Annotated in this window: 26 protein-coding genes and 1 pseudogene; 18 read left to right on the top strand and 9 right to left on the bottom strand. The window is 41.9% G+C overall.

The features are described from left to right. The first annotated feature begins 43 nt into the window (after positions 1–43). The 3 genes from MHB45_RS17320 to MHB45_RS17310 all read left to right on the top strand — a co-directional run bounded on the left by MHB45_RS17320 (position 44) and on the right by MHB45_RS17310 (position 1,347). Positions 44–214: a hypothetical protein gene (locus MHB45_RS17320; RefSeq protein WP_164855101.1), complete on the top strand. Its 171-nt coding sequence runs from the start codon at positions 44–46 to the stop codon at positions 212–214. A gap of 238 nt (positions 215–452) precedes the next feature. Continuing rightward, positions 453–1,013 (top strand): MEDS domain-containing protein, encoded by a 561-nt coding sequence (locus MHB45_RS17315; protein WP_048682000.1) that lies wholly within the window; start codon positions 453–455, stop codon positions 1,011–1,013. Between the two features lie 19 nt (positions 1,014–1,032). Next, positions 1,033–1,347 carry an MGMT family protein gene (locus MHB45_RS17310; RefSeq protein ID WP_072273408.1) on the top strand — a complete coding sequence of 105 codons (315 nt, stop codon included), beginning with the start codon at positions 1,033–1,035 and terminating at the stop codon, positions 1,345–1,347. A gap of 165 nt (positions 1,348–1,512) precedes the next feature. Here MHB45_RS17310 and MHB45_RS17305 read toward each other — a convergent pair whose 3' ends face one another. Next, entirely contained in the window at positions 1,513–2,778 is a 1,266-nt protein-coding gene (locus tag MHB45_RS17305; protein WP_048682005.1) for a BaiN/RdsA family NAD(P)/FAD-dependent oxidoreductase, read from the bottom strand. Positions 2,779–2,983: 205 nt separating this feature from the next. Between MHB45_RS17305 and MHB45_RS17300 the strand changes: the two genes are divergently transcribed. Then, positions 2,984–4,585: a putative polysaccharide biosynthesis protein gene (locus MHB45_RS17300; protein ID WP_048682008.1), complete on the top strand. Its 1,602-nt coding sequence runs from the start codon at positions 2,984–2,986 to the stop codon at positions 4,583–4,585. 123 nt (positions 4,586–4,708) lie between these two features. Continuing rightward, on the top strand, positions 4,709–5,431 hold the full coding sequence (locus MHB45_RS17295) for a pseudouridine synthase (RefSeq protein ID WP_048682011.1): 723 nt from the start codon (positions 4,709–4,711) through the stop codon (positions 5,429–5,431). Positions 5,432–5,515: 84 nt separating this feature from the next. Here the strand turns inward: MHB45_RS17295 and MHB45_RS17290 are convergent, their stop codons facing one another. Next, positions 5,516–5,737: a DeoR family transcriptional regulator gene (locus tag MHB45_RS17290; protein ID WP_034309346.1), complete on the bottom strand. Its 222-nt coding sequence runs from the start codon at positions 5,735–5,737 to the stop codon at positions 5,516–5,518. A 524-nt stretch (positions 5,738–6,261) separates the two neighbouring features. Between MHB45_RS17290 and MHB45_RS17285 the strand changes: the two genes are divergently transcribed. From MHB45_RS17285 to MHB45_RS17270, 4 genes are all read left to right on the top strand, one after another. Next, positions 6,262–6,612, top strand: coding sequence for a hypothetical protein (locus MHB45_RS17285; protein ID WP_034309343.1), 351 nt, complete (start codon positions 6,262–6,264; stop codon positions 6,610–6,612). 433 nt (positions 6,613–7,045) lie between these two features. Continuing rightward, a complete protein-coding gene (locus MHB45_RS17280) occupies positions 7,046–7,816 on the top strand; it encodes an isocitrate lyase/PEP mutase family protein (RefSeq protein ID WP_048678446.1) in 771 nt (256 codons plus the stop codon). A 23-nt stretch (positions 7,817–7,839) separates the two neighbouring features. Beyond that, positions 7,840–8,412, top strand: coding sequence for a bifunctional transcriptional activator/DNA repair enzyme AdaA (locus tag MHB45_RS17275; protein WP_253349793.1), 573 nt, complete (start codon positions 7,840–7,842; stop codon positions 8,410–8,412). A gap of 27 nt (positions 8,413–8,439) precedes the next feature. Next, on the top strand, positions 8,440–8,916 hold the full coding sequence (locus MHB45_RS17270; RefSeq protein ID WP_048678450.1) for a methylated-DNA--[protein]-cysteine S-methyltransferase: 477 nt from the start codon (positions 8,440–8,442) through the stop codon (positions 8,914–8,916). Between the two features lie 761 nt (positions 8,917–9,677). Here MHB45_RS17270 and MHB45_RS17265 read toward each other — a convergent pair. Further along, positions 9,678–10,436: a DeoR/GlpR family DNA-binding transcription regulator gene (locus MHB45_RS17265; protein ID WP_048689394.1), complete on the bottom strand. Its 759-nt coding sequence runs from the start codon at positions 10,434–10,436 to the stop codon at positions 9,678–9,680. A 228-nt stretch (positions 10,437–10,664) separates the two neighbouring features. On the opposite strand from MHB45_RS17265, the pseudogene MHB45_RS17260 reads away from it, so the two are divergent. From MHB45_RS17260 to MHB45_RS17235, 6 genes and pseudogenes are all read left to right on the top strand, one after another. Then, positions 10,665–11,416, top strand: a pseudogene (locus MHB45_RS17260) (ABC transporter ATP-binding protein). Then, on the top strand, positions 11,409–13,025 hold the full coding sequence (locus tag MHB45_RS17255; RefSeq protein ID WP_048689388.1) for an ABC transporter permease subunit: 1,617 nt from the start codon (positions 11,409–11,411) through the stop codon (positions 13,023–13,025). The pseudogene MHB45_RS17260 and the gene MHB45_RS17255 overlap by 8 nt, the downstream one beginning before the upstream one ends. Before the next feature lie 13 nt (positions 13,026–13,038). Continuing rightward, the gene (locus tag MHB45_RS17250; protein WP_048689385.1) at positions 13,039–14,031 is read left to right on the top strand and encodes an extracellular solute-binding protein; all 993 of its coding nucleotides are present in this window, start codon (positions 13,039–13,041) and stop codon (positions 14,029–14,031) included. A gap of 25 nt (positions 14,032–14,056) precedes the next feature. After that, on the top strand, positions 14,057–15,151 hold the full coding sequence (gene phnW / locus MHB45_RS17245; protein ID WP_048689382.1) for a 2-aminoethylphosphonate--pyruvate transaminase: 1,095 nt from the start codon (positions 14,057–14,059) through the stop codon (positions 15,149–15,151). Beyond that, the gene (gene phnX, locus MHB45_RS17240) at positions 15,148–15,963 is read left to right on the top strand and encodes a phosphonoacetaldehyde hydrolase (protein ID WP_048689381.1); all 816 of its coding nucleotides are present in this window, start codon (positions 15,148–15,150) and stop codon (positions 15,961–15,963) included. The genes phnW and phnX overlap by 4 nt, the downstream gene beginning before the upstream one ends. A 205-nt stretch (positions 15,964–16,168) precedes the next feature. Further along, positions 16,169–17,233, top strand: coding sequence for an NAD(P)/FAD-dependent oxidoreductase (locus tag MHB45_RS17235; protein ID WP_048689379.1), 1,065 nt, complete (start codon positions 16,169–16,171; stop codon positions 17,231–17,233). A 293-nt stretch (positions 17,234–17,526) separates the two neighbouring features. Here the strand turns inward: MHB45_RS17235 and MHB45_RS17230 are convergent, their stop codons facing one another. The 4 genes from MHB45_RS17230 to MHB45_RS17215 all read right to left on the bottom strand — a co-directional run bounded on the left by MHB45_RS17230 (position 17,527) and on the right by MHB45_RS17215 (position 22,014). Further along, positions 17,527–19,473, bottom strand: a complete 1,947-nt coding sequence (locus MHB45_RS17230; protein ID WP_253349789.1) for an FtsX-like permease family protein — start codon at positions 19,471–19,473, stop codon at positions 17,527–17,529. Further along, positions 19,463–20,224: an ABC transporter ATP-binding protein gene (locus MHB45_RS17225; RefSeq protein ID WP_048689374.1), complete on the bottom strand. Its 762-nt coding sequence runs from the start codon at positions 20,222–20,224 to the stop codon at positions 19,463–19,465. The genes MHB45_RS17230 and MHB45_RS17225 overlap by 11 nt, the downstream gene beginning before the upstream one ends. 99 nt (positions 20,225–20,323) lie before the next feature. Beyond that, positions 20,324–21,328 (bottom strand): sensor histidine kinase, encoded by a 1,005-nt coding sequence (locus MHB45_RS17220; RefSeq protein WP_048689371.1) that lies wholly within the window; start codon positions 21,326–21,328, stop codon positions 20,324–20,326. After that, positions 21,325–22,014 carry a response regulator transcription factor gene (locus tag MHB45_RS17215; RefSeq protein WP_048689368.1) on the bottom strand — a complete coding sequence of 230 codons (690 nt, stop codon included), beginning with the start codon at positions 22,012–22,014 and terminating at the stop codon, positions 21,325–21,327. Before MHB45_RS17215 ends, MHB45_RS17220 begins: the two co-directional genes overlap by 4 nt. 145 nt (positions 22,015–22,159) lie before the next feature. Here MHB45_RS17215 and MHB45_RS17210 point away from each other — a divergent pair, with 145 nt between their 5' ends. Then, positions 22,160–22,501 carry a zinc ribbon domain-containing protein YjdM gene (locus MHB45_RS17210; protein ID WP_048689365.1) on the top strand — a complete coding sequence of 114 codons (342 nt, stop codon included), beginning with the start codon at positions 22,160–22,162 and terminating at the stop codon, positions 22,499–22,501. Positions 22,502–22,554: 53 nt separating this feature from the next. On the opposite strand, the gene guaC is transcribed toward MHB45_RS17210, so the two are convergent. After that, positions 22,555–23,538, bottom strand: coding sequence for a GMP reductase (gene guaC / locus MHB45_RS17205; RefSeq protein WP_072273404.1), 984 nt, complete (start codon positions 23,536–23,538; stop codon positions 22,555–22,557). A gap of 1,100 nt (positions 23,539–24,638) precedes the next feature. Here guaC and MHB45_RS17200 point away from each other — a divergent pair. Beyond that, complete coding sequence (locus tag MHB45_RS17200) at positions 24,639–25,523, top strand: PHP domain-containing protein (RefSeq protein WP_161922266.1); 885 nt, start codon at positions 24,639–24,641, stop codon at positions 25,521–25,523. A 224-nt stretch (positions 25,524–25,747) separates the two neighbouring features. Beyond that, positions 25,748–26,449: a GntR family transcriptional regulator gene (locus tag MHB45_RS17195; protein ID WP_072273403.1), complete on the top strand. Its 702-nt coding sequence runs from the start codon at positions 25,748–25,750 to the stop codon at positions 26,447–26,449. On the opposite strand, the gene MHB45_RS17190 is transcribed toward MHB45_RS17195, so the two are convergent. Continuing rightward, positions 26,416–26,637, bottom strand: coding sequence for a hypothetical protein (locus tag MHB45_RS17190; protein ID WP_142398450.1), 222 nt, complete (start codon positions 26,635–26,637; stop codon positions 26,416–26,418). The two genes, MHB45_RS17195 and MHB45_RS17190, sit on opposite strands and share 34 nt — an antisense overlap. Positions 26,638–26,713 lie beyond the last annotated feature (76 nt).

The raw sequence follows: 26,713 nt of genomic DNA, 5'->3' as shown, positions 1-26,713 counted from the left end.
CGAATATGCTGAAGGGTAGAAAAAAGTTTTTGGAGGCCTCTATATGCCATATTATTATAGCGAAGAAGTGAAGTGGTTATTGGTCGAACAATCTGATGAAAAAGTGGAGTTGTTATATGACTCCAACCCAAATACCTTTGAATTGCCGCTTATTGGACCAAGACCGCCATATTATTATAACCCTCGCTATGTGCCGTATTATCCCGTGATTTAAGGGTGAACATCAAAAGGGAAAATGCATGAAGTACGGAGTCTGCCGGATTGGGCTGCCTAGGTCTTTTTAAGAGTGGACTGAAAGCAGCCACAATTCGACTCAACTAAAATCCAGATCTTAACATGACATTAGGAAAAACTGATTATATTCTTCTATGAATTTTACAAACACGGAGATAATGGGTAAAGTTATACATAATACATAGAGCGGACTGGTGTATTTAAAGGAGAGATCCATTTTGAATAACAATATGAAACAACTAATAGAAAATCTACAGCAATCGGATGGTGGCCATATTTTATACTGTTTTAATGATTTGGAGTCATACATTGAAAATGAGGCAACTTTCATCATTACCGGTGTTCAACAAGGAGACCATATCCTGGTCGTCGAAAACGACCGTATCTTTCCTTTCGTGTACAAGAAATTGCAGCTTCATTTAAATGAGGAGCAATTGGAGCAAGTGCATCTTATGAATAATTTTGATTTTTATTGTTTTCATGGAGACTTCCACCCTTCGACGATGGTTCATTATTTCTTGGAAAATATCGAGATATACACTAAACGCAATCAGCACGTTCGGACTTGGGGCCATGTTGAATGGGGCCATGACGATCAAGTCAGCTTTGCGATAGGCGAATATGAAAAAGGGATCGACAAATTGATCAAGGAAAGAGGACTGATTTCTGTATGTGCATACGATGATTGCAGAGTGCCTGTCGAGCTTAAAACAAACTTGATCAAGCATCACGGGATCCTGATTACCGATGAAGAAATCACGATTTTAGCAAACGGATAGAATAAAAGGGGCGAGTTATTTGGAAAGTTTTACTGAACGCGTCATTCATATCATACAACGAATCCCCTCCGGTAAAGTGATGACATATGGTCAAATAGGACAGCTCGCCGGAAGTCCGCGCGGTGCAAGGCAGGTCGTAAGGATCCTTCATTCTAGCAGCAAAAAACATGGCCTTCCTTGGCACCGGGTGATCAATGCCAAAGGTGAAATCGGGATAAAAGCGGAGGGCGCTGCAGAACACCAGAAGGCGATGCTCGAGAGTGAAGGCATCATGTTCACGGGCCGGAATACCATTGACCTCGAAGCATATCGCCATCATCCAGAAATATTTTAAACGCATAGCCGGATAGTAGAGGCGGGCGCGGGTTCGGTCGAAAAGTACAGTGAAGGCCCAAACAAGAGTACCTACACCAGAATCAAAGCCTAACGAACACGATGTATAGGCTTACGAAATCGCAGTAAAAGAGGCTGGTCCAAGCGGATCAGCCTCTTTTACGGATTATGAACGGGCAGACATGGCAGCATTCATGCCGGCGAGTCTGCCGGTTACTAATGCAGATGTGATATTGTAACCGCCTGTGTATCCGTGTATATCCAGAATTTCACCGCAGAAATACAGTCCGTCCATTAGTTTGGATGCCATTTCCTTTGGGTGTATTTCTTTGACGGATACGCCGCCGCCTGTTACGAAGGCTTTTTCTAGCGGCTGGGTGCCGTGCACCCCGAATTGGAAGTCCTTGCATAATTCTGCAAAGCGGCGGATTTTTTCATTTGATATCGTCGCCCCTTGTTCTTGAAGGTCGATGCCGCTTCGCTCAAGCAGGAAGTGAAGGTATCGCTCAGGAACTAAACCTTTTAAGGTGTTTTTAATGGCTTTTTTCGGTTCGGCTTTTATTTCCTTCATGATGTCTTGAAAAACCTCTTCCTTGTTTCGGTCCGGCAGGGCATCAAGTTTCATGGTCACTTCCGACAGGTTCCATTTTTTCATCGCTTTCACGACAAATTGGCTGCATCTTAGAACAGCTGGACCGGAGACGCCAAAATGGGTGAAGAGCATATCCATTCTATGTGTGATCAGGGCCTTGCCCTTTGGGTTAAGGACACTCAATGAAACATCGCGAAGTGCGAGACCTTGAAGTGTTCGATCTTTAATGAATGTTTCATGGCTAAGTACGGGAACTTCAGTCGGGAACAATTCGGTAATCGTATGCCCCGCCTTTTTAGCCCATGCGTAGCCGTCTCCGGTTGAACCGGTGTGGGGAACTGATTTCCCGCCGACTGCAATCACGACTGCTTCCGTGTCAATGGTCTGGCCATCTTTTAACCGGACACCGCTGGTTTTTCCATGTTCATAGAGAACTTCCGCAACTGGAGAGTTCTTGTAGATCGTTACTTTTAAATTCGACAGGCGCGTCAGAAGGGCATCCACGACACTTTGCGCTTTATCGTTGACAGGGAACATCCGGCCATGGTCCTCTTCTTTTAGAGCCACGCCCAATTTTTCAAAGAATTGAATAATGTCCTCATTATTGAACTCTGAGAAAGCACTGTATAGAAATCGCCCGTTTCCAGGGATATGCTGAATGATTTCATCGATTGAGAGCCTGTTCGTCACGTTGCAGCGTCCGCCGCCCGAGATTGCAAGTTTCCTTCCAAGCTTCTCGCCTTTATCCACTAACAATACATGGGCACCTTTTTCCCCGGCCGCTATTGCTGCCATCAATCCGGAAGGACCGCCGCCAATTACCACTACATCATATTTCAAATTGATCACCACTTTATCATTTTCAGTCCCTTCATTATATAGCAAGAGCCCGTCAGATTGCGAATGTAGAAAAAAAGGAATTATTTGTTTGTGTATTATCTTCGAAAACGATAAACTTGAATGTAGTTTTCTATAGAAAAAATACTTTAATATGATAAGATAAAGAGCGTGTGAAACGTAACTGACAGAGGCAGGAAGGGATTAGATGTCATCTAAGTTTTTAAAAGGGGCTTTTATATTAACGCTGGGAGCGATCATTTCCAAGGTTCTTGGTTTATTTTATGTCATCCCATTTGAACATATGGTTGGGAATAAAGGGGCTACCCTCTATCAATATGGGTACGTTCCATATACCATTTTCATTAGCTTTGCAACGGCCGGCATGCCGCTTGCAGTATCTAAATTCATCTCGAAGTATAATGCGCTCGAGGAATACGCAGTCGGTGAGAAGTTATTTAAATCGAGCCTGAAATTAATGGTAATCACCGGTTTTCTCGCTTTTTTGATTCTCTATACGATGGCCCCGCTGTTTACTGGAGTCTTTGGGGTCAAGCCGGAAGATGCTGCGGATGTCACGGAGATCATTCGGGCAGTCAGCTTCGCCTTGATTTTTGTACCGTTCATGAGCATCATCCGCGGCTTCTTTCAAGGGCATGAAGCGATGGAACCAACGGCCATTTCCCAGGTTGTCGAACAAATTGTCCGCATCGTGTTCCTTCTGGCCGGTGTGTATGTTGTTTTGAATGTCCTTGACGGAGAGTTAGTGAGAGCCATCCAAATAGCTACCTTCGCGGCGACGGTCGGGGCTGTCGGCGGTTTAGTGGTGTTATTTTGGTACTGGAAAAAACAAAAACCATATTTGGACAGCTTGATGAAGAAAGACAGGGGAACGATGGAAATTTCCCTGAAGGAGATTTATAAAGAAATATTCCTTTCGTCGATTCCTTTCATATTCGTCGGAATCGCGATGCCGATGTTTCAGTTGGCTGACTTATTGTCTTTCAATAAGGCGATGTCGTCGATCGGGCTGCAGCATGTTGCTGAGGATGCACTAGGGGTGTTGAATGTGTATGCCCAGAAGCTTGTCTTGATTCCGATGACGCTTGCAACCGGGTTTTCAATGGCGCTTCTTCCTTCGGTGACGAAGGCATATGTAAGCGAAGATTCAAACGAGTTCAACCGCCAGCTGAACCAAGCCTTTCAAATTTTGTTGTTCATTACGATTCCAGCAGTCGTTGGCATGTCTGTGCTGGCCGATCCGATCTATAGTGCCTTTTACAGCCATGATCCACTTGGAATCAGTGTCCTGAAGGCATATGCGCCCGTGTCCATCTTGTTTGCACTTTTTTCCGTTTCGGCCGCTGTATTACAAGGGATCAATCAGCAAAAATATACAGTGCTCAGCCTGCTTGTGGGCTTTTTAATCAAATTGAGCTTGAATATCCCGTTGATCAAGTTGTTTGAAACGGAAGGATCCGTTTATGCTACGGCATTCGGCTACTTGGCTGCCGTGCTGCTGAATTTGTATGTCATTACCTACTTTACTGGATATCGTTACAGCCTTACCATCAGAAGATCTGTTTTGATCACAGTTTTTTCAATAATAATGGGACTGGCTGCCTGGGGCATGAACAGTTTATTATCGCTATGGCTTACAACGGAAGGGCGCTTCCAGGCGATTTTGATCGTGGCCGTTTGTGCAATTTTTGGAGCGCTCGTTTATGCGGCTCTTTCCTTGAAAAGCAAACTTGCCCATCGTTTGTTCGGTGCCCGGATCGATCGGTTAAAAGCTAAATTGGGATTGTAAGCTGGAAGTTTGATGTGTAAAAAAAAGGGTATTGAATGGTGAATCCCCGATTAAAATATATTGGTCTTGCCTGTCATTAAAGTGGGCAAGGCTTTTTACTGAAAAAGGCTTTAGGAGGAAACGATGAGAATAGATAAGATTTTATCCAATATTGGTTATGGAAGCAGGAAAGAAGTGAAAAAGCTCCTGAAATCCGGCGCCGTCAAGGTTAATGAAAGGCTGATTAAGGATCCGAAGGAACAAGTGGACCCTGATGCGGAAAACGTGACGGTTCATGGTGAACGGGTTGAATACAGGGAATTCATTTATTTAATGATGAATAAACCGCCGGGCGTATTGTCGGCAACGGAAGATAACTACCAAGAAACGGTCATCGACATCTTGGAGCCGGAAGATTCGGTATTCGAGCCATTTCCTGTAGGCCGTCTTGATAAGGACACAGAAGGTTTATTGCTGATCACGAATGACGGAAAGCTTGCCCACCAACTGCTTTCCCCAAAGAAACATGTCCCTAAAACATATTTTGCGGTCATTGAAGGCGAAGTGACGGAACGGGATATCGAGGCATTCCGCAACGGGGTGACCTTGGATGATGGATACGAAACAAAACCAGGTGAATTGAACATTCTAAAATCAGGCCTGACATCGGATATCGAGCTGACGATCATGGAAGGAAAGTTCCATCAGGTGAAGCGGATGTTTGAGGCCGTTGGCAAACGTGTCGTCTACCTAAAGCGTCTTTCCATGGGGAGTTTACAGCTTGATGAGGAACTCGAGCTTGGTGAATACCGTGAGTTGACGGCGGAGGAGCTTGAACAGTTAAAGGCGGGCCAACCGGCTGAATGATGGCTGGACACAAAAAATGAGGCGGACAATATTGTCCGCCTCAAAGTATTTTACATATCGATCTTGTTCGGGTGGTCGTTCTTTTTACGATGACATCTTCACCTTTTTACTTGTTGTCGTCCAAAGGCCTCGGCTTGGGCTTTGAACAAGGTCATTGTATGCTAAGACATTTAAATCGCGCTGCACAGTTCGAGGAGTGATGCCAAATTCTTCTACAAGCTCTTGAGTAGAAACCGTACCGTTATTGCTAATGAACATATAAACGGATTTAATACGGGTTAACATGCGATTTGTTGAAGGTTTCAAAAAATCACTCCTTATTCTTTTCATTGTTATTTTGAACAAATGAAAACAACCGATATGTCGGACAGCATTCCAGCTGTCACTATGTACTTGCTATACCCACCCTATAACTCCTCGGAAACATTAGAAAAAATAAGATGTCATTAGCTTCATTCTACCCCTTTGCAAAAGCAAATTCTAGGAAAAGATACTAATTGACTAAATATTACATTTATTATATCAAATTTTAACAAAATTATTCTCATTGCCTATACAAAATTAATAAAGAGCTGTTCCATTTGTTCATGCTCATATTTTGCCAATAAAGAATGCTTACTATGCACACAATACAATCGTTGACTTTTAAAGCATATGCATGTTATTTTACTTAAAACGGTCCTTAAATCGTAATTATTACGCTTTATGTGTTGATGGAGGAATTGCTTGATGGCTTGCCATTACGATGTCATAATGAGGTATCGGGCACTATAGACTTTTTATACATATCCAAGAGGATTTAAATATAAACCAATTCGAGGTAGAGCCATATGAACGATAGATTAATGGAGTTTTTATTGCGCGACGAAGTAACCAGACTTTCTGGCGTCAAAAAGCAAGTGTATGAATTCATCGTGAACGAAGAAGATTATCTTGCATCGAAGGCGGACACGGTCGATCAATTCATGAGATTGCTGGTAAAGCATTCCCCGCCCAGGCTTGCAGCCCGTCATTTCAATATGCCCTATGGGGAAATCATCCGTTTCATGAATGAAATAGAAGATGAACTGAATGAGAGATTAGAGGAAAGATGCAAGAAAGTGAAGTGGATGGACTACACGGAAAAGGACCAGCAGGCATTTGAGGAATATCATAGGAAGTTATATCTTTTCGTAAATTAATCAATTGGATCATGAAAATGCCCCGGAATGAAAGGGCATTTCAGACGTAGACAAACTAGATGAAAATCGAATTTGGCTACAGTATTTTTCCTTGTACAAATTTAGACGTTGATTGGAACGTAGGGCACTCGCTTTCCGCGGGCGGTCCGCCCTCGGCGCACTTGCGCCTGTGGGGTCACCCTTGGACTCGCTTTTCCCGCAGGAGTCTCGCACCTTCCGTTCCAAACACCTTTGTAATAACCTTAGATAGAACCCTTTGTATACAAACTGAAATGCCCTGGTATGAAAGGGCATTTTTTTTATTTGTCCGAAACCGTTAAACGGGTATCCAGCACAAACATTGTTTGAATGGACCATAAGAGCAAGAATAAGGACGATTTGGAGCTGGGTTGATTGTTAAAATGAGGTCAAATAAATTTTAGGAGCAACTATAATGACTAACATTAAGGAATTCAATGAATTACACTTTTCGAAGGACCTGTTGATATTGGGGAACGCCTGGGATCTATTATCGGCCTTGATTCTCGAGAAATCAGGATTCAAGGCGATTGGAACGACAAGCTGGGGAATTGCCAACTCCCTGGGTTATTCTGATGGCGAAGTGATTGATTTTGAAAGACATTTAGGTATCATTAAACTAATTGCGGATAATGTGAAAATTCCCGTCACCGCGGACATTGAAGCAGGCTATGGTGAAACCGCAGAAAAGATTGTCGATAATGTGTTAAGGACAGCAGAGGCCGGTGTAGCCGGGATCAATATTGAGGATTCCCTCAAAAAACAAAAAGGGCTAAGAGATATATATCAACACTGCAGCCTGCTATTAAAAATAAGGGAAGCGTTGGATTATAATGGGTATGAAGGTTTTTACATCAATGCCAGAACAGATACTTATTTTCAAAAAGAAAATCCTTTCCGGGAAACAGTAGAGCGGGCAAAAGCGTATGTGGAGAGTGGTGCCAGCGGAATATTCATCCCTGGATTAACGAACCATGATGAAATAAAGGAAATCACTTTGAATATAGGTGCTCCCCTTAATGTATTATCCTTACCTGGATTGACGAATGGTAAGGAGCTTGAAGAATTAGGCGTAAAACGTCTCAGTTTCGGGAATGCCCTGTTCGATAAAGCCATTGAATTGTTAGAACGAGATACAGCACGAATAGTAGAGCTAAGTGACACCTCACATTTATATGGGAAGTAAAACCTGAAAGGATGCGGAGTATAATGGCTGTTGCTATAAATCTTTCTTTTGAAGAAATGTGGGAGAAAATCATTGCTTGCGACCCTAAATATGACGGATTATTCTTTACCGCAGTAAAGACAACTAAAATATACTGCCGCCCTTCCTGCAGGTCAAGGAAGCCGAAAAAAATAAATGTGAAATTCTATCATGACATCGATGAAGTTGAAAAGGACGGTTTCCGTGCTTGCAAACGATGCCAACCGGAAGTTGATGATTCCCCTCAATTAGGACTTGTAAGAGATATCATCGCTTTCTTGGTCAATCAGTATAATCAAAAAGTTGAATTAAAGGATATTGCCAATCATGTCGGTGTAAGTTCCTATTATCTGGAGCGGCTGTTCAAAAAGGAAACATTAGAAACTCCCCGTTCCTATTTGGAAAAAATAAGAGTGGATAAAGCTTCATACCTTCTAACAAGCACAAGTCTAACGAATCTTGAGATTTGCCTTGAAGTGGGCTTCCAAAGCCCTTCAAACTTTTATAAAGTATTTCGCCGTTTGAAAAATTGTACTCCAAGTGAATATCGCAACATGAATCTTAAGAGTCGAATGTAAGCCACATACAGAAATGGAGGTCCTTATATGAGTGAATTATATAAACTAGATTATGAATCGCCGATTGGAGTTATCGAGATATCAGGAACGAATGATGCCATCAGTTCCATAATGTTCGCAGAAAGGGATATAAAGATAAATATTATGCAAGAGCAAACGCCTCAGGTTTTGGCGGAGTGCTTTAGCCAGCTTGATGAGTATTTCAAAGGTGAACGCAGGGAATTTACATTTCCCTATATACTTGAAGGGACCATCTTCCAAAAAAACGTATGGAACGCATTAACGGGAATCCTGTACGCTAACACGGGTTCCTATAAAGACATCGCCGTTTCAATCGGTAATGAAAAAGCCATTAGGGCAGTAGGGAGCGCTAATGGAAGAAATAAGTTAAGCATCGTGATTCCTTGTCATCGAATAATAGGTTCAAATGGGAAATTAACTGGTTATGCGGGTGGCTTGTGGAGAAAGGAATGGCTCCTTCAGCATGAAAGGAATTTTAATTGAGGTACTAGGCTTTATGGGAATCGCCCGGGCCCGGTCAGAGTCAACACCAGAAATTAGCCTGAGTTTCACTCTCCATTGATGGAGGACACAGTTTTATTATTTCAAGTTGCAGTTGATTTCAGAAATCAGCTCCCTTTCCGCCGACTGTCTGCCAAGCCTCCTCGTCGCAAGCGTCTGTGGTGTCTCGGCTAGCCCGTTATTCGGCAAGTGGTGTCGCAAATTCCTTCCATCCATTAAGGAGAACAGGGAAAAACATGAAGGATAAACTAGTCTTAAAGAGGGTTCGGAATAAGATAAGCCTGCATTTTTTTCATTTAAAACACGTTAGTTGATTGGAACGGAAGGTACGAGACTCCTGCGGGAAAAGCGAGTCCAGGGGAGACCCCACAGGCGCAAGGCGCCGAGGAGGCTCCCGGACCGCCCGCGGAAAGCGAGTGCCTGGAGTGAAAATCAAAATTTTACACCGCCTCAAAAAAACTGTGGACAAAAGGATTTTATCTTTTAACACAAAGTTGATTGGAACGTAAGGTATGAGACTCCCCGGGAAAAGTGAATGCCTTAAGTGGAAATCAACGTTGTGATGAAGGTGATGCTTTGGGCAAATTGGTCCCTGAACATCATGTAGACCTGCAATTATTGATTTCCCGAAGATGATCGCCCAAATTAGACTTGCTAAACGTCCTTTAACCGAATGCACTTGCATTCGCTGAACTTCAAAAACGGGAATTATACTATTGTATAGTTCCCGTTTTTTCTTGCTTTTAAGAAAGAATCAAATGTGTGCCGGTCTCTTTAAACGAAGAGATGAAATCTTTAGGCAGATGATCGTCAGTAATGATGTAATCGATTTTATCAAGTGACGATATCCCGATGGTCACGTCTTTGCCGAACTTGGAGCTGTCAGCGGCAACAAAGACTTCTTGGGATAAATCAATGATTTTTTTTCGTGTGTTCGCTTCTTCTAAATTATAGTCGGATATGCCTTTTTCAACGGTTATGCCGCTCGCACAAATGAATGCTTTTGAAATATTCAATTCACTGAAGTTGAATAAGTAGTCGAATGCAACGATGGATTGTTCATTTCTCCTGACTTTCCCGCCTATGATCAATATCTCGATATCGCTATGAATGAGTTCATTTATAACAGGAATCGAACTGGTTATCACGGTCAGTTTCTTTTTCTGTTTTATATATTTAGCGATTTGATAGGTTGTCGAACCACTATCGATATAAATGCAATCACCATCGTCGATATACTCACTGCATTTTTGGGCGATGGTTTCCTTTTCTTCTAATTGACTGAACATCCTTTCATCTATCGTCGATTCCCCAAATTTCGATTGAACCAGCTTAACGCCTCCATAGATCTTTTCAATTTTTCCTTGCCTTGTAAGAAGGTTTATATCCCTTCTGATGGTTTCGATGGAAACTTGCATTTCTTCAGTAAGCTCGGCAATCTTCATCACTTTTCTAATCGTTAATAACTCGATGATCTTTTTTTGCCTTTCAAGAGGAAGCATAAGTTACACCCGCCTATTCTTCATATCTATCTTCCTGATATTCAGTTTAAGTGTACTGTTTACCGCGAACATATTCAACATATAGATGATAAAAATATCATTAGTTGGTCAACAGTTAGTATCAATTTAGTAAAGAGATGTTCAATATTTACAGAGTATTTACAAAAATCTCAAATTCGGTTTACAAAGGGCTTTTATACTAAGGGTGTATTAAAGGAGGTGAACGGTTTGCTAAAACTACAAAATATTAGCAAGCAATTCGATGGAAAATCAGTTTTGGATCATATAAATCTTGAAATTAAAACGGGGGAGATCGTTTCACTATTAGGACCAAGTGGAAGCGGCAAAACTACTTTATTACATATAATTTTGGGCTTGACGGGTATCAATCATGGAAAAATCATTTTCAATGATACCGATTTGAGTAACGTGCCCATGAAAGACCGGGATTTAATATCGTTTTCCAGGATTACGCTCTTTTCCCGCATTTGAATGCCTATGAAAATATCGTTTATGGATTGAGGAACAGGAAGGGGTCCGTTTCCAAGGAAGAGCTTCAGGAATACATCGATTTCCTGGAATTAACGCCGCATTTGAAAAAAAGGATAAGTGAATTATCAGGGGGTCAGAAACAAAGGGTTTCGATCGCAAGGACTCTTGTAATGAAGCCGAAAATCCTCTTACTTGATGAGCCGCTGAGTGCTTTGGATGGTGTGATCAAGGAATCGATAAAGGAACGCATCAAATCCATTGCCCGCGAATTTAAGCTGACGACCATCATAGTGACTCATGACCCGGAAGAGGCTTTGACGATGTCGGATAAGATTTTGATCATTAATCAAGGTAATATTTCTCAATTTGGGTCGCCGCAAGAAATCATCAATCAGCCAGCCAATGATTTTGTTAAGGAATTCATTCTTAAACAGCTGGAGATAAAGAGAGAAAATATTTATAACTTATTCGGTGAAAAGTATGCCTGATGTAAAACCGGCAATGAGAATCATTTATATACCTATCTTACTGCTATTTGCCGCTTTTCTTTTCTTGCCGCTTGGCATGTTGTTCGTCCGTTCTTTTGAAACGGCAGATGGAATCAATCTCACGAATTATCTAACGGTCCTTTCCAATGCTGAGCTGATGAAGTCATTTGGAAACAGTGTGAAAATCTCGGGACTCACAGCCGTCATTACGACCGTTTTAGCCTTTTTCCTGGCCTATTCCATCCATTGCACCCGATTATATAGGCCATTAAAAAGTGTAATTAAAACCGGGATCCTTATTCCGATGCTGCTTCCGACAATCACATTCGGGTTTGCGATCATCTACTCTTTCGGCAATCAAGGAATCATAACGAAGATTTTTGGAAGGAATCTCTTCGATATATATGGATTTAATGGATTATTGATAGGTTATGTGATCTATACATTGCCATCAGCTTTTCTTCTCATTAATAATTCCTTCAAGTACATGGATAAAAAGTTCATCATCGTCTCAAAATTAATGGGTGACGGAACGATAAGAAGTTTCTTGAATACGATCATACGGCCATTGTCAGGAACTTTAGGTGGAGCTTTTGTACTTTCCTTCATCTTGAGCTTCACCGATTTTGGGATACCGGCTTCGGTCGGCGGGACCTACTCCGTCGTTGCGACGCAATTGTATCAAGTCATGCTGGGTTCCATCCCTGATTTCAATAATGGCGCAGTGATTGCCATTCTCATGCTCATTCCGGTAGTATTCAGTGTTTTCCTATTAAACTATCTGGAAAAACTTAATTTTCATTATGACAAGTTCAGCGATATTGAATTGACGCAGCACAAAGGGAGGGATATCTGTTTTGGCGGTATTTCGGTGCTGGTCTTAATAGGAATGTTTTCTGTATTTGCAGTCATGTTCATTGCACCATTTTTAACTAGTTTCCCTTACGATCTCACCTTCACCTTAAAGCATTTTATCGACACATTCCAATCGAGTGATTTAACGGCAGTCTATAAAAACTCCTTATTCGTTGCCTTGATGACGGCCGTACTGGGAACGTTCATCGCCTTTAGCTCGGCGGTCTTGAATGTCAGGACGCCCCTTAAAGGGAAATCATCAATGGATGTCATTTCGATGCTGACGAATACAGTACCGGGAATGGTGTTGGGCTTATCGTATTTGCTGCTGTTCAACGGCAGCAGCTGGAAGGGGACCTTTGCCATCATCATTCTATGTAACATGGTCCACTTCTTTACGACACCCTATTTAATGGCGAAGAACTCTTTATCCAAAATGAACCCTGCTTGGGAAACCACCGGGAATTTATTGGGGGATAGCTGGATCGGGACAATCTATCGTGTCATTCTGCCTAACTCGGCATCTACGGTAATCGAGATGTTCAGCTACTATTTCATCAATAGTATGGTTACGATCAGCGGAATCATCTTTTTGGTCACGGCCCAAACCACATTAGTGGCCAGTAAAATTAAAGAGCTTCAGCATTTTGCCAAATTCAATGAAATATTCATCCTGTCTCTACTTATCTTTTTTACAAATCTAGTCGTGAAGCTGCTTTGTGATCATTATCAAAAAAGACAATTCAAACATTAATGAGGGGGATATTATGTCTAAAACGATCAAGATAGCCTTACTTTCTTTAGTTGCTCTAAGTTTGGTATTTGTATTGGTGGGCCGTAACAGCGGCAAAGCGGATGAGGAAAAGGTGGTCATTTATACGAATGGCGATGAAGAAGCCACTGCCGCAATGGAGACTTCGCTGAAGGATGCCGGATACGAAGGAAAATATGTCCTTCAATCATTAGGCTCATCTGAATTAGGAGGGAAACTGCTCGCAGAAGGAGATGAAATCGAGGCTGATGTCGTGACGATGAGTTCCTATTTCATTGAAAGCGCACAGGAACAGCACTCCATGTTCAAGGACCTGTCATTCAGTACAAAAGCATTGGAAAAAAAACCAGCCTATTATACACCGATTTTGGCCAATACCGGTTCCATTTTTGTGAATACGGAAGTGCTTAAACAAAAAGGCCTGCCGATGCCTACCTCGATTAAGGATTTAACAAAGCCGGAATATAAAGGGCTCGTTTCAATTCCTAATATCCTGGACTCTTCAACAGGGTGGCTGTTAGTTCAAGCAATAATCAGTCAATACGATGACGCAGAGGGCAAAAAGGTTCTCCATGATTTAATAGCAAATAGCGGTCCGCATCTTGAGAGCTCAGGTTCAGGCCCGATCAATAAAGTTCAAGCAGGGGAAGTGGCTGCCGGTTTTGGTTTACGTTATCAAGCCGTGATGGCTAAAGAGTCGGGCTTACCGATCAAATTCGTCGATCCGGCTGAGGGGAATTTCTCCTACACGGAATCCGTGGCTGTCGTGAATAAAGGTAATGAAGCTAAAACAAATTTAGCGATGAAAATGGCAGAAACGATCAGTAAAGATGCTAGAAAAGAACTGTTGAAACATTACCCGGTCGCACTTTATGAAGGTGAAAAGGTAACGGAAAAGAATAAACCGGCCCACCCTATGAAATTCAAGCAGCCCCTAACGGTCGAATTATTGAAACAGCACCAAGAGTTCTTTAAATCAGCACTATGATGAATACAGTGAGGAGTGAAGGAAAATGAATACCTATAAACTATTGACGCCTGGACCGCTGACCACTACAAGTACGGTGAAACAGGAAATGCTTGTTGACCGCTGCACATGGGAAAATGATTATAAGGAAATCACACAAAAAATCAGATCCCAGCTTCTTGAATTGGCATATGCTGCAAACGGAGAATATACGGCTGTACTTATGCAGGGAAGCGGCTCGTTTGTTGTAGAGTCTGTGCTGACGACTGCACTTTCAAAATCCGATAAAGTGCTGATCATTACGAATGGAGCATATGGAAAACGGATTGTGAAAATGGCGGAGTGCATCGGCCTGAATCATGTTGAATATGGCGTAGAGTACAATGAATATCCAAAGGAAGCTGAAATCCGGAACATTTTACTGGATGATCGCGACATCACACATATAGCGATGGTTCATTGTGAAACGACGACAGGGATTTTAAATCCGATAGAGATGGTTTCGAAGATATCAAACGAACAAGGAAAATCCTTGATCATTGATGCGATGAGCAGCTTTGGCGGAGTGGAGATGAATGTGCCTGAACTCGGAATTGATTATTTGATCAGCAGTGCGAATAAATGCATTCAAGGAATCCCTGGTTTTGGTTTCGTCATTGCAAAGCTTGAGAAATTGTTGGCTTGTGAAGGCAATGCCCGCAGTTTGTCCCTGGATTTATATGACCAGTGGAAAGAGATGGACAAGGATGGGAAATGGCGTTTCACATCTCCAACACATGTAGTGGCCGCGTTTGCTAAAGCGCTGGAAGAATTAACGGAAGAAGGCGGCATCCCAGCCAGATTCACCCGTTATAAAAATAATAATGATAGGCTGAGGGAGCTGATGGGGAAATTGGGCATTCATGCATACATCTCACCTGATAAACAATCGCCTATCATTACAACTTTCCTTTTTCCAACTGAAACCTTTGATTTTGGGGACTTCTACAATTTCATCAAAGAGAGGGGCTACGTAATTTACCCCGGAAAGCTGACTGACATAGATACATTCCGGATCGGCAATATTGGCGAAATCCATGAAGAAGATATCGAGGAACTTGGCAGGATCGTAGATAAATATATGAAAGTGGTGACAGTATGAATAAGGTAGAAGGAATCATTTTGGATTGGGCTGGAACAGCTGTGGATTTTGGATGTTTTGCACCAGTGAATGTTTTTGTGGATATTTTTAAGAATGCTGGACTGGACGTGACGATGGAGGAAGCCAGAGCTCCGATGGGCATGTTGAAAATCGACCATATTCGTGCGATGCTGACCATGCCAAGGATATCCTCGTTATGGGAGGAGCAATACGGAAGGCCATTCAATGAGGAAGACGTTGAAAAACTATATGCTGAATTCGAACCGGCGCTGATGATGTCATTGGCGGATTATACAGATCCCATTCCAGGGGTTATCGAGACGGTGGAAGCATTAAGGAATCGCGGCCTGAAGATTGGGTCGACAACGGGATATACGGATACAATGATGGAGGTCGTCACAGCAAATGCTTTGAGAAAAGGGTATGGGCCGGATTTCCATGTAACTCCGGATGCAACCCATTCGATTGGAAGGCCATATCCTTACATGATCTATCGGAATATGGAAAAATTGAAATTAGCGGCATCATGGAAGGTAGTGAAGGTAGGCGATACCATTTCCGATATGCAAGAGGGAGTGAATGCTGGGGTATGGTCGGTCGGAGTCATTGTCGGAAGCTCTGAGATGGGATTGAGTTTGGATGAGTATACAAGTTTGCCAGAAAGAGATAAACAAGAACTCATCTCTAAAACGGCAGATATCTTTTTCAATAACGGGGCAGACTTTACCATCAAAACGATGGAGGAACTGCCTGAACTCATAGATCATATCAACCTTCTAATAGCGGAAGGGAAAAGACCTCGTTCAAGCTAACATTCATCACAAAAAAAGTGCAGCATCTTTCATCCTTGAGTAGGGATGAAGGATGACTGCACTTTTTTTTCAATCTTATACATACGCGTGCAGGATTTTTTTTTTGAAATTTAACTCGACTGCTTATTGTAAAAAGTGAGAAAAGAGTGTACGATTAACTGAGAATGATAATCAATCACATTTGATTACCGGGGAGTGGACGTTGATGGAACAGCAGGATTTATTTGATGTAACGGTTATTGGGGGAGGTCCAGCAGGCCTTTACTCCACTTTCTATAGCGGACTTAGAGAAATGAAAGTTAAACTGATTGAATACCAGCCACGGCTGGGCGGGAAAATTCATGTCTATCCAGAGAAAATGATTTGGGATGTAGGAGGGCTGACACCGACTACTGGGGAAAAATTAATTGAGCAGCTAGTGGAGCAAGGTTTAACATTCAATCCAACAGTCGTCTTGAATGAGAAAGTGGAATCAATCACACGTAATGAAGAAGGCATCTTCGTTTTACATACGGCTTCAGGTCAGGTGCACTTTTCCAAGACGATCATTGTCGCGGTTGGCGGCGGAATCCTGAATCCGCAAAAGTTGGAAATAGACGGGGCAGAAAGGTTTGAAGTCTCCAATTTAAACTATACTGTCAAGTCTTTCAATCGTTTCAAGGATAAGGCGGTGATCATTTCAGGCGGCGGGAATTCTGCCATAGACTGGGCAAATGAATTAGAGCCCATTGCCAAAAAGGTGTACCTGACATACAGGAAAGATAGTTTAGCAGGACATGAATCACAAGCAAGGCAATTGATGGAAAGCTCTGCTGTTTGTTTCTTGAATACGACGATTACAAAATTGATCGCCTGCGACGATCATGAATCAATTGAGCATGTTGAACTGACGAATCACGCAACGGGAGAGGTATCTTACTTACCGATCGATGAAGTCATCATCAATCATGGTTATGAGCGTGATACATCGCTGCTTCGAAATAGTAAAGTGGACATTGCCATTGCCGACAACTATTATATTGAAGGTACTCCTTCGAGTGAATCCTCGATGGATGGAATATACGCTGCCGGTGATATCCTTAAGCATGAAGGTAAATTGAACCTGATAGCAGGAACTTTTCAAGATGCTGCAAATGCCGTAAACAAGGCAAAGCAATATATCCAGCCTGACGCTCACGGAGTGGGGATGGTTTCTTCCCATAATGAAATCTTTAAAAAGCGCAACAGGGAATTGATCAAGGAAATGATGAAACCGGCTGGGGTACTTTAAAGGGAGCGGATTTCTAAAGCAGTTGGAACTTCATTGAGGGTTTGTATAATCCGATCGGGGATTTTCACTCCAGGCACTCGCTCCGCGGGCGGTCCGGGAGCCTTCTCGGCGCTCTTTGCGCCTGCGGGGTCTCCCTTGGACACGCTTTTCCCGCAGGAGTCTCGAACACCCATCCAATCAACTGGGATGTTTTTTTTAGAAAAATTTTAGGCAAGCTGACTATTCTTCGAATTTTTCTACAGTTTAAAAGCTCCAGGGCCTCATTGGCCCTGGAGCTTTTAGTATCTTCGAAATTATAGAGATTCTTTAATGACCTTCTTGTAATGAAATACGGATAGGATCCCGAAGATCGAATACAGTGCCGTGTATAATGCCATGACGATGACCATCGGTGTCCAAACTTCGGTCCCGAAAAAGAACCATCCTGATTGGACTGCGAAATAACTGTGAAGCAGCCCGACGACTAAAGGAATGCCGAAATTGAAAACTTGTTTTGCTTGGATTCCTCTTAGTAAGTCACCACGCGTGAATCCTAGTTTTCTTAAAATCGTATAATTGGATTTTTCACCTTCACTTTCATCCATTTGCTTGAAATAAAGGATACAGCCGGATGTGATGAGGAAGGTTAATCCCAAGAAGCCGACGATGAACATCATAAGACCCATATTCTTCTTCTGGTTGGTGAAATTTTCTAATTGGGAATCATTTACATGTTCTTCTTTAAAATTCATTTTACTGAATAGATCATTCGCTTTTTCAAGTTCAGCTTCATCCTTCACATCTATGCCGATATTAACGGATGATACTTTTTGGATTTTAGGGTCGACATCCCTTTTCAAACGGTCGAATATCGTTTGGTCTACAATCGCAACGGGCAATCCGCCACTCGTGAAGTAATAGGACAGGAAGGTATCATCATTCAAACCCAAATATGTTTGCGGAATCACTTCATTTTTGCCCTTCAGTTCAATCTTTCCGGAATCCTTCAAGGATATGACCTTCTCCATCATACTACTGTATCCGCTGAAAAGGGTCTCATCTTCAGCAAGGTTGATTCCTTTAACGGATTCATCACTGATGACGGGAACGGTCATGATGTCCGAATCGAAGTTCACTCCTTCGAGGCCCGTTTCCATTATTTCCTTTACGTTGACATCCACTTGAATGACGTCAATCACCTTTGCGTCATAATCAATTTTACTGTCTGATAAAGCTTCTTTGAATGCATCTGCATCTCCCTTATCCGTCATCGAAAAATCGTTAGGGATACTGCTTTGTGCACTCTTCTCCGCAGAGTAGTAGGAGATATAGCTTAATGATAATAACCCGATCGCCAAAGCGGAAACGGTTGTGATGATCGTCAATAATATCGCATTCGATTTCATCCGGAACATGATGGATGAAAGGGACAATACTTCATTGATGTTCAAATAGCCATTTTTCTTTTTACGGATGATATTAAAGATGAAGCTTACGGATCCTTTATAGAATAGGTAAGTACCGATGATGACGGTTGCCAGAATGACGATCATGGCCATGAAAAGCTCGGTCATATCTGAAAAAGCTCCATCGAATAATTTGGATGAAATGACATAGCCAGCAATGATCAGGGCGATCCCGAATATCCCGATGATCATTTCGAACATCGAAACCTTTTTCACTTTTCCTTCCGTCATGGAAGTCACTCTAAATAATGATAGAATGGTTTGCCTTTTAATGAAGGCATAATTCATCAACATGATCAAAAGATAGATGGCACTGAAAACGAGCAAGGTTTGCACTAGCGGCTGAAAAGAAAAGTTAAGAGTCGCGATTGCCTCGACACCCATTATTTTAAATAGGATCATGATGATCAATTTTGAAGCGGCAAACCCTACAAAGATTCCCAGAAATACGGAACAGAAATACAGGATCAGGTTTTCCACACTCAGGATACGGAATATCCTGTTCTTCGTCATGCCTATCAATTGGAATAAGCCAATTTCTTTACTGCGTCTTTTAATGAAAATGCTATTGGCATATAAAAGGAATATGGAAACAATCGCAACAAGCAGGATTGATGCAGCCTTGATGGAGGCGGCACCTTTTACCGTCCCCTCCGCTTTATCCAGCGCTGGGTCATATTGCAAGGTGACAAAGGCAAAGTACAGGGAAGCGCTGAAGATCAGGGCAAACACATACAGATAATAGTTCTTCAGATTCTTTTTCAGATTTCGCAAGATGAGTTGATTAATGCTCATTTTGAACCCCTCCCAATACACCTTGTGTTTTCATGATGTCCTTGAAGAAGGTTTGTCTGGATTCTTCACCTTTATTCAATTGGGTATAGATTTGTCCATCTTTAATGAAAATGACTCGGCTGCAATAACTGGCGGCCACGGGATCATGGGTTACCATGATGATGGTCGCTTTGTGCTTTTTATTCATTTCGCTCAGTTTGTTCAGTAAATCGGAAGCTGATTTGGAGTCAAGCGCCCCAGTCGGTTCATCCGCAAAAATGATGCTTGGATCATGGATGAAAGCCCGTGCTGCAGACGTACGCTGTTTTTGACCACCGGAAATTTCATTTGGGTATTTATCCTTCACTTCATATATGCCCAGTTCCTTCGCCACGCTATCAAACTTTTGTGCCGCTTCATTATTGGGCGTTTTTGTAATGGATAAAGGCAAAAGGATATTTTCTTTGACAGTCAATGTGTCCAATAGGTTATATTCCTGGAAAATGAAGCCCAAGTGGTTCTTACGGAATTCGGCCAAATTCTTTTCTTTCATCCCTGAAATCTCTTTACCATCGATTGTAATGGTGCCGTTGCTGATTTTATCGATCGAGGAAAGGACATTCAGCAAAGTCGTTTTTCCTGAACCGGAAGCACCCATGATACTTACGAATTCGCCTTCTTGTATGCTTATATCAAGACCCTTTAATACTTCTTGTTTATTGAATTTATTACCATAGCTTTTATGGATTTTTTTCGCTTCTAATATATTCATTTGGATACACTCCTTTTTTCTATATCCTCATTATAAAAGGCCATGTATTTCTTTTCCTTCGTTTGGACGAACAAAGAATAAAAGCATGTGACACTTTTGTCACATGCTTGTGATATTCACGAAATCATTTCTTTTTGGGAAGGTCAAGGTAACGGTCGTCCCGGTTCCAAGCACTGATTTCACATCAATGGAGATGAATAGGGACTCGGCCGCATTCTTGGTTAAATATAACCCCATGCCGGTTGCCGCATTGTCACGATGGTTTGTCGTGGATGTAAATCCTTTATCAAATATGCGGGTTAAATCCTTTGGGTCAATTCCCCGTCCGGAATCCTGCACTTCAAGAACCGTTTGTCCGGCTCGCTCATGGCTATAAATTGTGATATCTGAGTTTTCACTGTATTTAATGGAGTTGGTCAAGAGCTGCCTCATGATGAAGGCCAGCCATTTGGCATCACTAAGCACTTCGGTTACGTCCAATTGTATGTCGAAGCCGATTCCTTTTTGAATGCACCATGATCGCAGCGTTTTAATCTCATCAAAGATTATTGTTTCCAAATCGGTTTTCTCTATATACAAATCATTTTCGATGAAAGGCATGCGCCTTTGATGGAGCTGCTGATCAAGAAGAAGATGAATGCGCAGCCACTCATAAGTCAAGTGTGATTTCAGCAATTCATCATCCAAGCGGTCAATCATTAAATGCATCGCCGTCAATGGTGTCTTCACTTCATGAATCCAAGATAATAATTCATCCTTCTCCTGCTCTAAAGTCATTTGACCGATTGCAGCGGACTGCTTCAATAATTCAGTTTGGTTAATGATGCTGTTTTCTATGATTTTTTCGAAAGGGCTCTCTGGTTCGGCTATATTCGTTATATCCAGGTTGTCTTCCCTCACTTTTAAACTTTTATAAAAATACGTTTCTTTTTTATAGCGGAATATCAGAAACATACTGAATATGAGCAATGATAAAAAAACAATATACAGTATGGGCTTTAACGGAATGGCCGAATCAAGATAGGCCACAAAGATAATGAATAGATGAAGAAGGATGTAAAAGGTGATCCAGCTGAACCTTTCCACGAGATATTTTCTGATCATGCATTTGCCTCTTCTACGGCGATATAGCCCTGTCCGACTTTCGTTTCAATATAATGACCTAAACCCAGTTCATCCAACCTCTTTCGTAAACGGTTCACATTAACAGTAAGGGTGTTATCGCTTATAAAACGTTTGTCATCCCATAGGCTGTTGATCAATTCTTCGCGGCTTACGATCTTGTTTTTCTGTTCAATGAGCTTTTTCAAGATGAAAATTTCATTTTTCGTCAATTCGATTGTGCCCGTCTCGGCCGAAACCGTGTTCTTCTCGTAATCCACGGTGGCGCCGCACCAGGTTTTCAATTCGATCTTTTCCGTATTGTAATTATAGACACGGCGAAGGATGGCCTGTATCTTCGCGATGAGTACATCGAAATGAAAAGGCTTCTGGATAAAATCATCAGCTCCAAGCTGCATGGACATCACCATGTCCGTAGGATGATCACGTGATGATAAAAAGATGATGGGAACATTGGAATGGGACCGGATCATTCTGCACCAATGAAATCCATCAAACTTCGGCAACTGTATATCAATGATGACCAAATCAGGTTTTATGTCCGTGAATTCCTGAACCACCTTACTAAAATCGCCGATTCCGTAAATATCATAAGACCATTGCGCCAATCTATCTTTAATTTCATTGAATAACGTCGTATCATCTTCTATCAATAATAGTTTAAACAATGGGTTCACCGCACTTTCCAGCTTTTTCTTAAAAGTATATAGTAAAACCTTTATAGGTTCTAGAGGAGGGGAGGTAATAGACTACTGGTTGTGTGTAAACCATTATTATATTAAAATTGGCATAATGAATGGAGGAAGTGAATTTATGACTGATTTTCCTAATTGCCCTGCATGTGATTCAGAATATACATACGAAGACGGAAGTCTTTTTGTTTGCCCGGAATGCGCCCATGAGTGGACGGTGGAAGCGGAAAACGAAAATGGTGATCAAAAGAAGGTTATCAAAGATGCTAATGGAAACGCCTTGAATGATGGTGATACCGTTACGGTAATCAAGGACCTTAAAGTGAAAGGGAGCTCATCCGTTTTAAAAATGGGCACTAAAGTCAAAAGCATCCGTCTAGTTGATGGAGATCATGACATTGATTGCAAGATTGATGGTTTTGGTGCAATGAAATTAAAATCCCAATTTGTTAAAAAGGTATAATGATAAAAAACGGCCTAATCCATTGATTAGGCCGTTCTTTATTACGTTCCTTCTTAATAAACTTTGTCACCGTTAAAGATTGAATTCTTAACGACCACATAATCCACATTCCGGATGGCTTCCAACTTGGTACCGCCTGCATATGAAATGGATGACTGAAGATCTTGTTCCATTTCCTTCAACGTATCTTCCAAAGATCCTTTGTGCTCGACAAACATCTTTTTGCCTTCAACGTTTTTCTTTTCACCTTTTTGGAATTCAGAAGCTGAACCAAAGTATTCTTTAAAGGCCTTTCCATCTTTCTCGATCGTTTGACCTGGAGATTCTTCATGTCCGGCAAATAGTGAACCGATCATGACCATTGAAGCTCCAAATCTAACCGATTTGGCAATATCACCGTTCGTACGAATGCCGCCGTCGGCGATGATTGGCTTGCTTGCCGCTTTTGCACACCAGCGAAGTGCAGCTAATTGCCAGCCGCCCGTTCCAAATCCAGTCTTGATTTTAGTGATGCATACTTTTCCTGGTCCAATGCCCACCTTTGTAGCATCGGCACCGGCATGTTCCAATTCACGTACCGCTTCAGGAGTTCCCACATTTCCTGCAATGACAAAACTTTCAGGTAAATGTTTTTTAATATGCTGTATCATCTTTATCACGGCATTGGAATGTCCGTGTGCAATATCTATCGTAATGTATTCAGGTACAATGTTGTCATTCGATAATTGTTCGATGAAACCGTATTCTTCATCTTTAACGCCGACACTGATGGAAGCGATCAATTCTCTTGCATGCATGTCTTTAATGAAAGTCAGTCGTTTTTCTGGCTCAAAACGATGCATGACATAAAAGTAACCGTTTTCAGCCAAGTAAATGGCAATCTTTTCATCAATGATCGTTTGCATATTGGCAGGTACTACAGGTAACTTGAATGTATGTTTACCTAAAGTAACGGATGTATCACACTCAGAACGGCTATTTACTATACATTTTGCAGGAATTAATTGAATATCTTCATAATCAAACACGTTTTCCATGTTATGCACCTCTATATACGAATATTTTTGTCTTTTTTAATAAAAATTGTTCGCCCATTAGGTAATGTACATCATTTTTGACAGTAAGTCAAAATTTTTATTGGTTTTATTCTGATTTTATTTCAACTTGAAGGGAAATACGTAACAGGGTAGGGAACTGAAAAGGACGAATGAACATGTTACTTGGGAACGATGATTTCCACTTCAGGCACTCGCTTTCCGCGGGCGGGCGGGAGCCTCCTCGGCGCGCCTGTGGGGTCTCCCATGCCACGCTTTTCCCGCAGGAGTCTCGTGCCTTCCGTTCCAATCACCTTTGTTTTATTTAGATAGAACCTTTTTGTTCACAAACAAGATAATAATTGTTTGCCGACAGCTTTTTTGTGGGTTTGTAAAAGGGGAACGTTGATTTCCACTCCAGGCACTCGCTTTCCGCGGGCGGGCGGGAGCCTCCTCGGCGCGCCTGCGGGGTCTCCCATGCCACGCTTTTCCCGCAGGAGTCTCGTGCCTTCCGTTCCAATCACCTTTGTTTTATTTAGATAGAACCCCTTTGTCTACAAACAAGATAATAATTGTTTGCCGACAGCTTTTTTGTGGGTTTGTAAAAGGGGAACGTTGATTTCCACTTCAGGCACTCGCTTTCCGCGGGCGGGCGGGAGCCTCCTCGGCACGCCTGCGGGGTCTCCCAAGCCACGCTTTTCCCGCAGGAGTCTCGTGCCTTCCGTTCCAATCACCTTTGTGTTTTAAAAGAAAAAACTGTTGGCTCGTCTTATTCCGAACCCATTTAAGACTAGTTTATCCTTCATGTTTTTTTTCCTGTACTCCTTAATGGATGGAAAAATTTGCGACACTCTGCCGAATAACTGGCTGGCCGAGACCCCACAGACGCTTGCGTCGAGGAGGCTTGGCAGACAGTCGGCGGAAAGGGAGCGGGTTTCTGAAATCAACTGGTATTTTTTTGTCTACAGTCTGAAATACTTAAGTATTTTCACCAATCAGGACGACTTTTACACCTTTACGTTTTTTTACATCATCTTAACGTTGACCGACATGGCACTAAGTTAAAATGAAAATGGGTAACGAATAAGAATGGGGGGATTGGCATGAAGGTTGAATTACATTGTCATACGAACGTTTCAGATGGTTCCAGTTCTTTTGAAGAATTATTGGAGGTTGCAAAAAGGGAGAGCATTGGCCATTTAGCGATTACGAATCACGATACAACAATGAGATTGCAAGAGATGGTGGAACGGGGTAAGGAAATAGGAATTGAAATCATCCCTGGTATCGAAGTTTCCGGTTATGACTTTGCAAGAGGAAGGCGTGTACATATTTTGGGCTATTTTGTTGAGCCTGGTCATAAGGCCCTTGAGGATTTATGTAATCCACTGATTGAAAAGAGGAATGCAGCCTCTGAAAAAATGGTGGAACGGCTGATTCATGCAGGATATCGAATAACTTGGGATCAGGTATCTAAATTCAGGGGAGGAACCGGTGTTTATAAACAGCATATTATGCTGGCACTTCGGGAGTCGGGGTATACGGATTCTATCTATGGAGATTTGTATAGGAAAATCTTCAGCCGCGGCCTAAATGGGGAAGAGCCGGGCATTGCCTTTATTCCTATGGAGTATGTGGATGCCATACTGGCTGTGAAGGCGATTCGTGCTGCCGGAGGCGTCCCGGTCCTTGCTCATCCTGGACAATACGGGAGCTTCGAAATTATCCCTGATCTTGTAAAAGCAGGGCTTGAAGGGATTGAAGTTCTTCACCCGCATCATGGTCATGCAGAAGAGGAAAGAGCGATTTCATATGCAGATCAATATAATCTCATTAAAACAGGAGGTTCGGATTTTCATGGGGATTATGGGGAGCAGCCGATTCGGCTTGGCAGTATGAGCCCTGGAACGGAATGTGTGAATGCTTTGAAATTAAGGAAAAAAAGCATGGCCATTAATGATGTGGTATTGAAAAATATCGATCTATGAAACCAGGAATTTTGCTGTGAGAGCGGCATGCTTACATGCTGGATTAGGAATTTGAAAGAATGAACATGCAGGGGATTGTATGGAAAAAGATCGATAAAATAAGTGCTTCCTTTCGTTCTGGTAATTGACCAGGACTTTTTTTTTTACAAGAAAATCATGATAGCTTCATATTTTCTCATTACACTGACAGTAACAAGGAAATTATATGTAAAGGGGGATTTTTGTTGGCGGAAAAAAACTTTTTAGTGGATCATTTGATATCTGAAATTAAGAGTGGGACCTTTCAATTGGATAAAAAGTTACCTTCAGAGCATATACTCGCCGATCAATTTAATGTACCAAGAATGGTTGTCAGGAAAGCATATGAGCAGCTTCAAGATTTAGGCTTTATCTATTCGAAGCAAGGTAAGGGAAGTTATGTCCAGGAAACCAAGAAACAAATTCCGTTAATTCTATCCGGAGATGTCAGTTTCACCGAGAAAATGAAGGAATTCCAGTTTTCCTTTCAAACGAGTACTATTTTTTGCGAAGAAATTTCTTATGATCAGAAGATTTTTCGAAGCCTTGAGGTGGAAAGTGATGATAAGGTCTTTAAAATTGGCAGGCTTAGGTTAATGGACGATTTCCCGATTGCTCTCCATACATCTTTTGTAGCAAAATCAACATTTCCTGAAATAGAAAAGGACGGTCCGGATATAACCTCCATGTTTCAATATTATCGGCAGCGTGGCTTTGTAGAGTTCGGATCCAGCAGGAGCAAACTGAATGTGATTTTTCCCACTCTTTTCGAACGGGATATTTTGCAGTGTTCAAGTTTGATTCCACTTTTGCAAGTGGAATCATTATGCCGGGATAAGCGGAGTAATCAAGTCCTTGAGCACACGGTCATAATCTATCGGAGCGATTGTTTCACATATGTTATATAAAAACTTCCATTCCAGATATCGATCGAATTCACTAGTAAATGCCTTGAATTCACGAGTAAAAGTACGAAACTCACGAGTAAATGCCCCGAATTCACGAGTAAAGGTACGGAACTCACGAGTAAATGCTCCGAATTCACGATTAAAGCACGAAATTTGAATAGTGCAGGCCCGGCTTTAACAAATTTCATACAAAGATTTACTCTTTCTTAACGTACGTTCACTTGGCAACAAGATACATTGAAGATGTTAGCTTGAAACTAAAAC

Origin of the sequence: Peribacillus sp. FSL K6-5616, from assembly GCF_038008245.1 — a bacterium.
GTDB classification, from domain to species: domain Bacteria; phylum Bacillota; class Bacilli; order Bacillales; family DSM-1321; genus Peribacillus; species Peribacillus frigoritolerans.
This window is presented reverse-complemented; position numbering and strand designations above follow the sequence as displayed.

What these genes read in the sequence shown, in the direction of transcription:
- MHB45_RS17320 (WP_164855101.1), top strand. Translation starts at nt 44, where the DNA reads ATGCCATATTATTATAGCGAAGAAGTGAAGTGGTTATTGGTCGAACAA.
- MHB45_RS17300 (WP_048682008.1), top strand. Translation starts at nt 2,984, where the DNA reads ATGTCATCTAAGTTTTTAAAAGGGGCTTTTATATTAACGCTGGGAGCG.
- MHB45_RS17295 (WP_048682011.1), top strand. Translation starts at nt 4,709, where the DNA reads ATGAGAATAGATAAGATTTTATCCAATATTGGTTATGGAAGCAGGAAA.
- MHB45_RS17285 (WP_034309343.1), top strand. Translation starts at nt 6,262, where the DNA reads ATGAACGATAGATTAATGGAGTTTTTATTGCGCGACGAAGTAACCAGA.
- MHB45_RS17280 (WP_048678446.1), top strand. Translation starts at nt 7,046, where the DNA reads ATGACTAACATTAAGGAATTCAATGAATTACACTTTTCGAAGGACCTG.
- MHB45_RS17275 (WP_253349793.1), top strand. Translation starts at nt 7,840, where the DNA reads ATGGCTGTTGCTATAAATCTTTCTTTTGAAGAAATGTGGGAGAAAATC.
- MHB45_RS17270 (WP_048678450.1), top strand. Translation starts at nt 8,440, where the DNA reads ATGAGTGAATTATATAAACTAGATTATGAATCGCCGATTGGAGTTATC.
- MHB45_RS17265 (WP_048689394.1), bottom strand. Translation starts at nt 10,436, where the DNA reads ATGCTTCCTCTTGAAAGGCAAAAAAAGATCATCGAGTTATTAACGATT.
- MHB45_RS17255 (WP_048689388.1), top strand. Translation starts at nt 11,409, where the DNA reads ATGCCTGATGTAAAACCGGCAATGAGAATCATTTATATACCTATCTTA.
- MHB45_RS17250 (WP_048689385.1), top strand. Translation starts at nt 13,039, where the DNA reads ATGTCTAAAACGATCAAGATAGCCTTACTTTCTTTAGTTGCTCTAAGT.
- phnW (WP_048689382.1), top strand. Translation starts at nt 14,057, where the DNA reads ATGAATACCTATAAACTATTGACGCCTGGACCGCTGACCACTACAAGT.
- phnX (WP_048689381.1), top strand. Translation starts at nt 15,148, where the DNA reads ATGAATAAGGTAGAAGGAATCATTTTGGATTGGGCTGGAACAGCTGTG.
- MHB45_RS17235 (WP_048689379.1), top strand. Translation starts at nt 16,169, where the DNA reads ATGGAACAGCAGGATTTATTTGATGTAACGGTTATTGGGGGAGGTCCA.
- MHB45_RS17230 (WP_253349789.1), bottom strand. Translation starts at nt 19,473, where the DNA reads ATGAGCATTAATCAACTCATCTTGCGAAATCTGAAAAAGAATCTGAAG.
- MHB45_RS17225 (WP_048689374.1), bottom strand. Translation starts at nt 20,224, where the DNA reads ATGAATATATTAGAAGCGAAAAAAATCCATAAAAGCTATGGTAATAAA.
- MHB45_RS17220 (WP_048689371.1), bottom strand. Translation starts at nt 21,328, where the DNA reads ATGATCAGAAAATATCTCGTGGAAAGGTTCAGCTGGATCACCTTTTAC.
- MHB45_RS17210 (WP_048689365.1), top strand. Translation starts at nt 22,160, where the DNA reads ATGACTGATTTTCCTAATTGCCCTGCATGTGATTCAGAATATACATAC.
- guaC (WP_072273404.1), bottom strand. Translation starts at nt 23,538, where the DNA reads ATGGAAAACGTGTTTGATTATGAAGATATTCAATTAATTCCTGCAAAA.
- MHB45_RS17200 (WP_161922266.1), top strand. Translation starts at nt 24,639, where the DNA reads ATGAAGGTTGAATTACATTGTCATACGAACGTTTCAGATGGTTCCAGT.
- MHB45_RS17190 (WP_142398450.1), bottom strand. Translation starts at nt 26,637, where the DNA reads ATGAAATTTGTTAAAGCCGGGCCTGCACTATTCAAATTTCGTGCTTTA.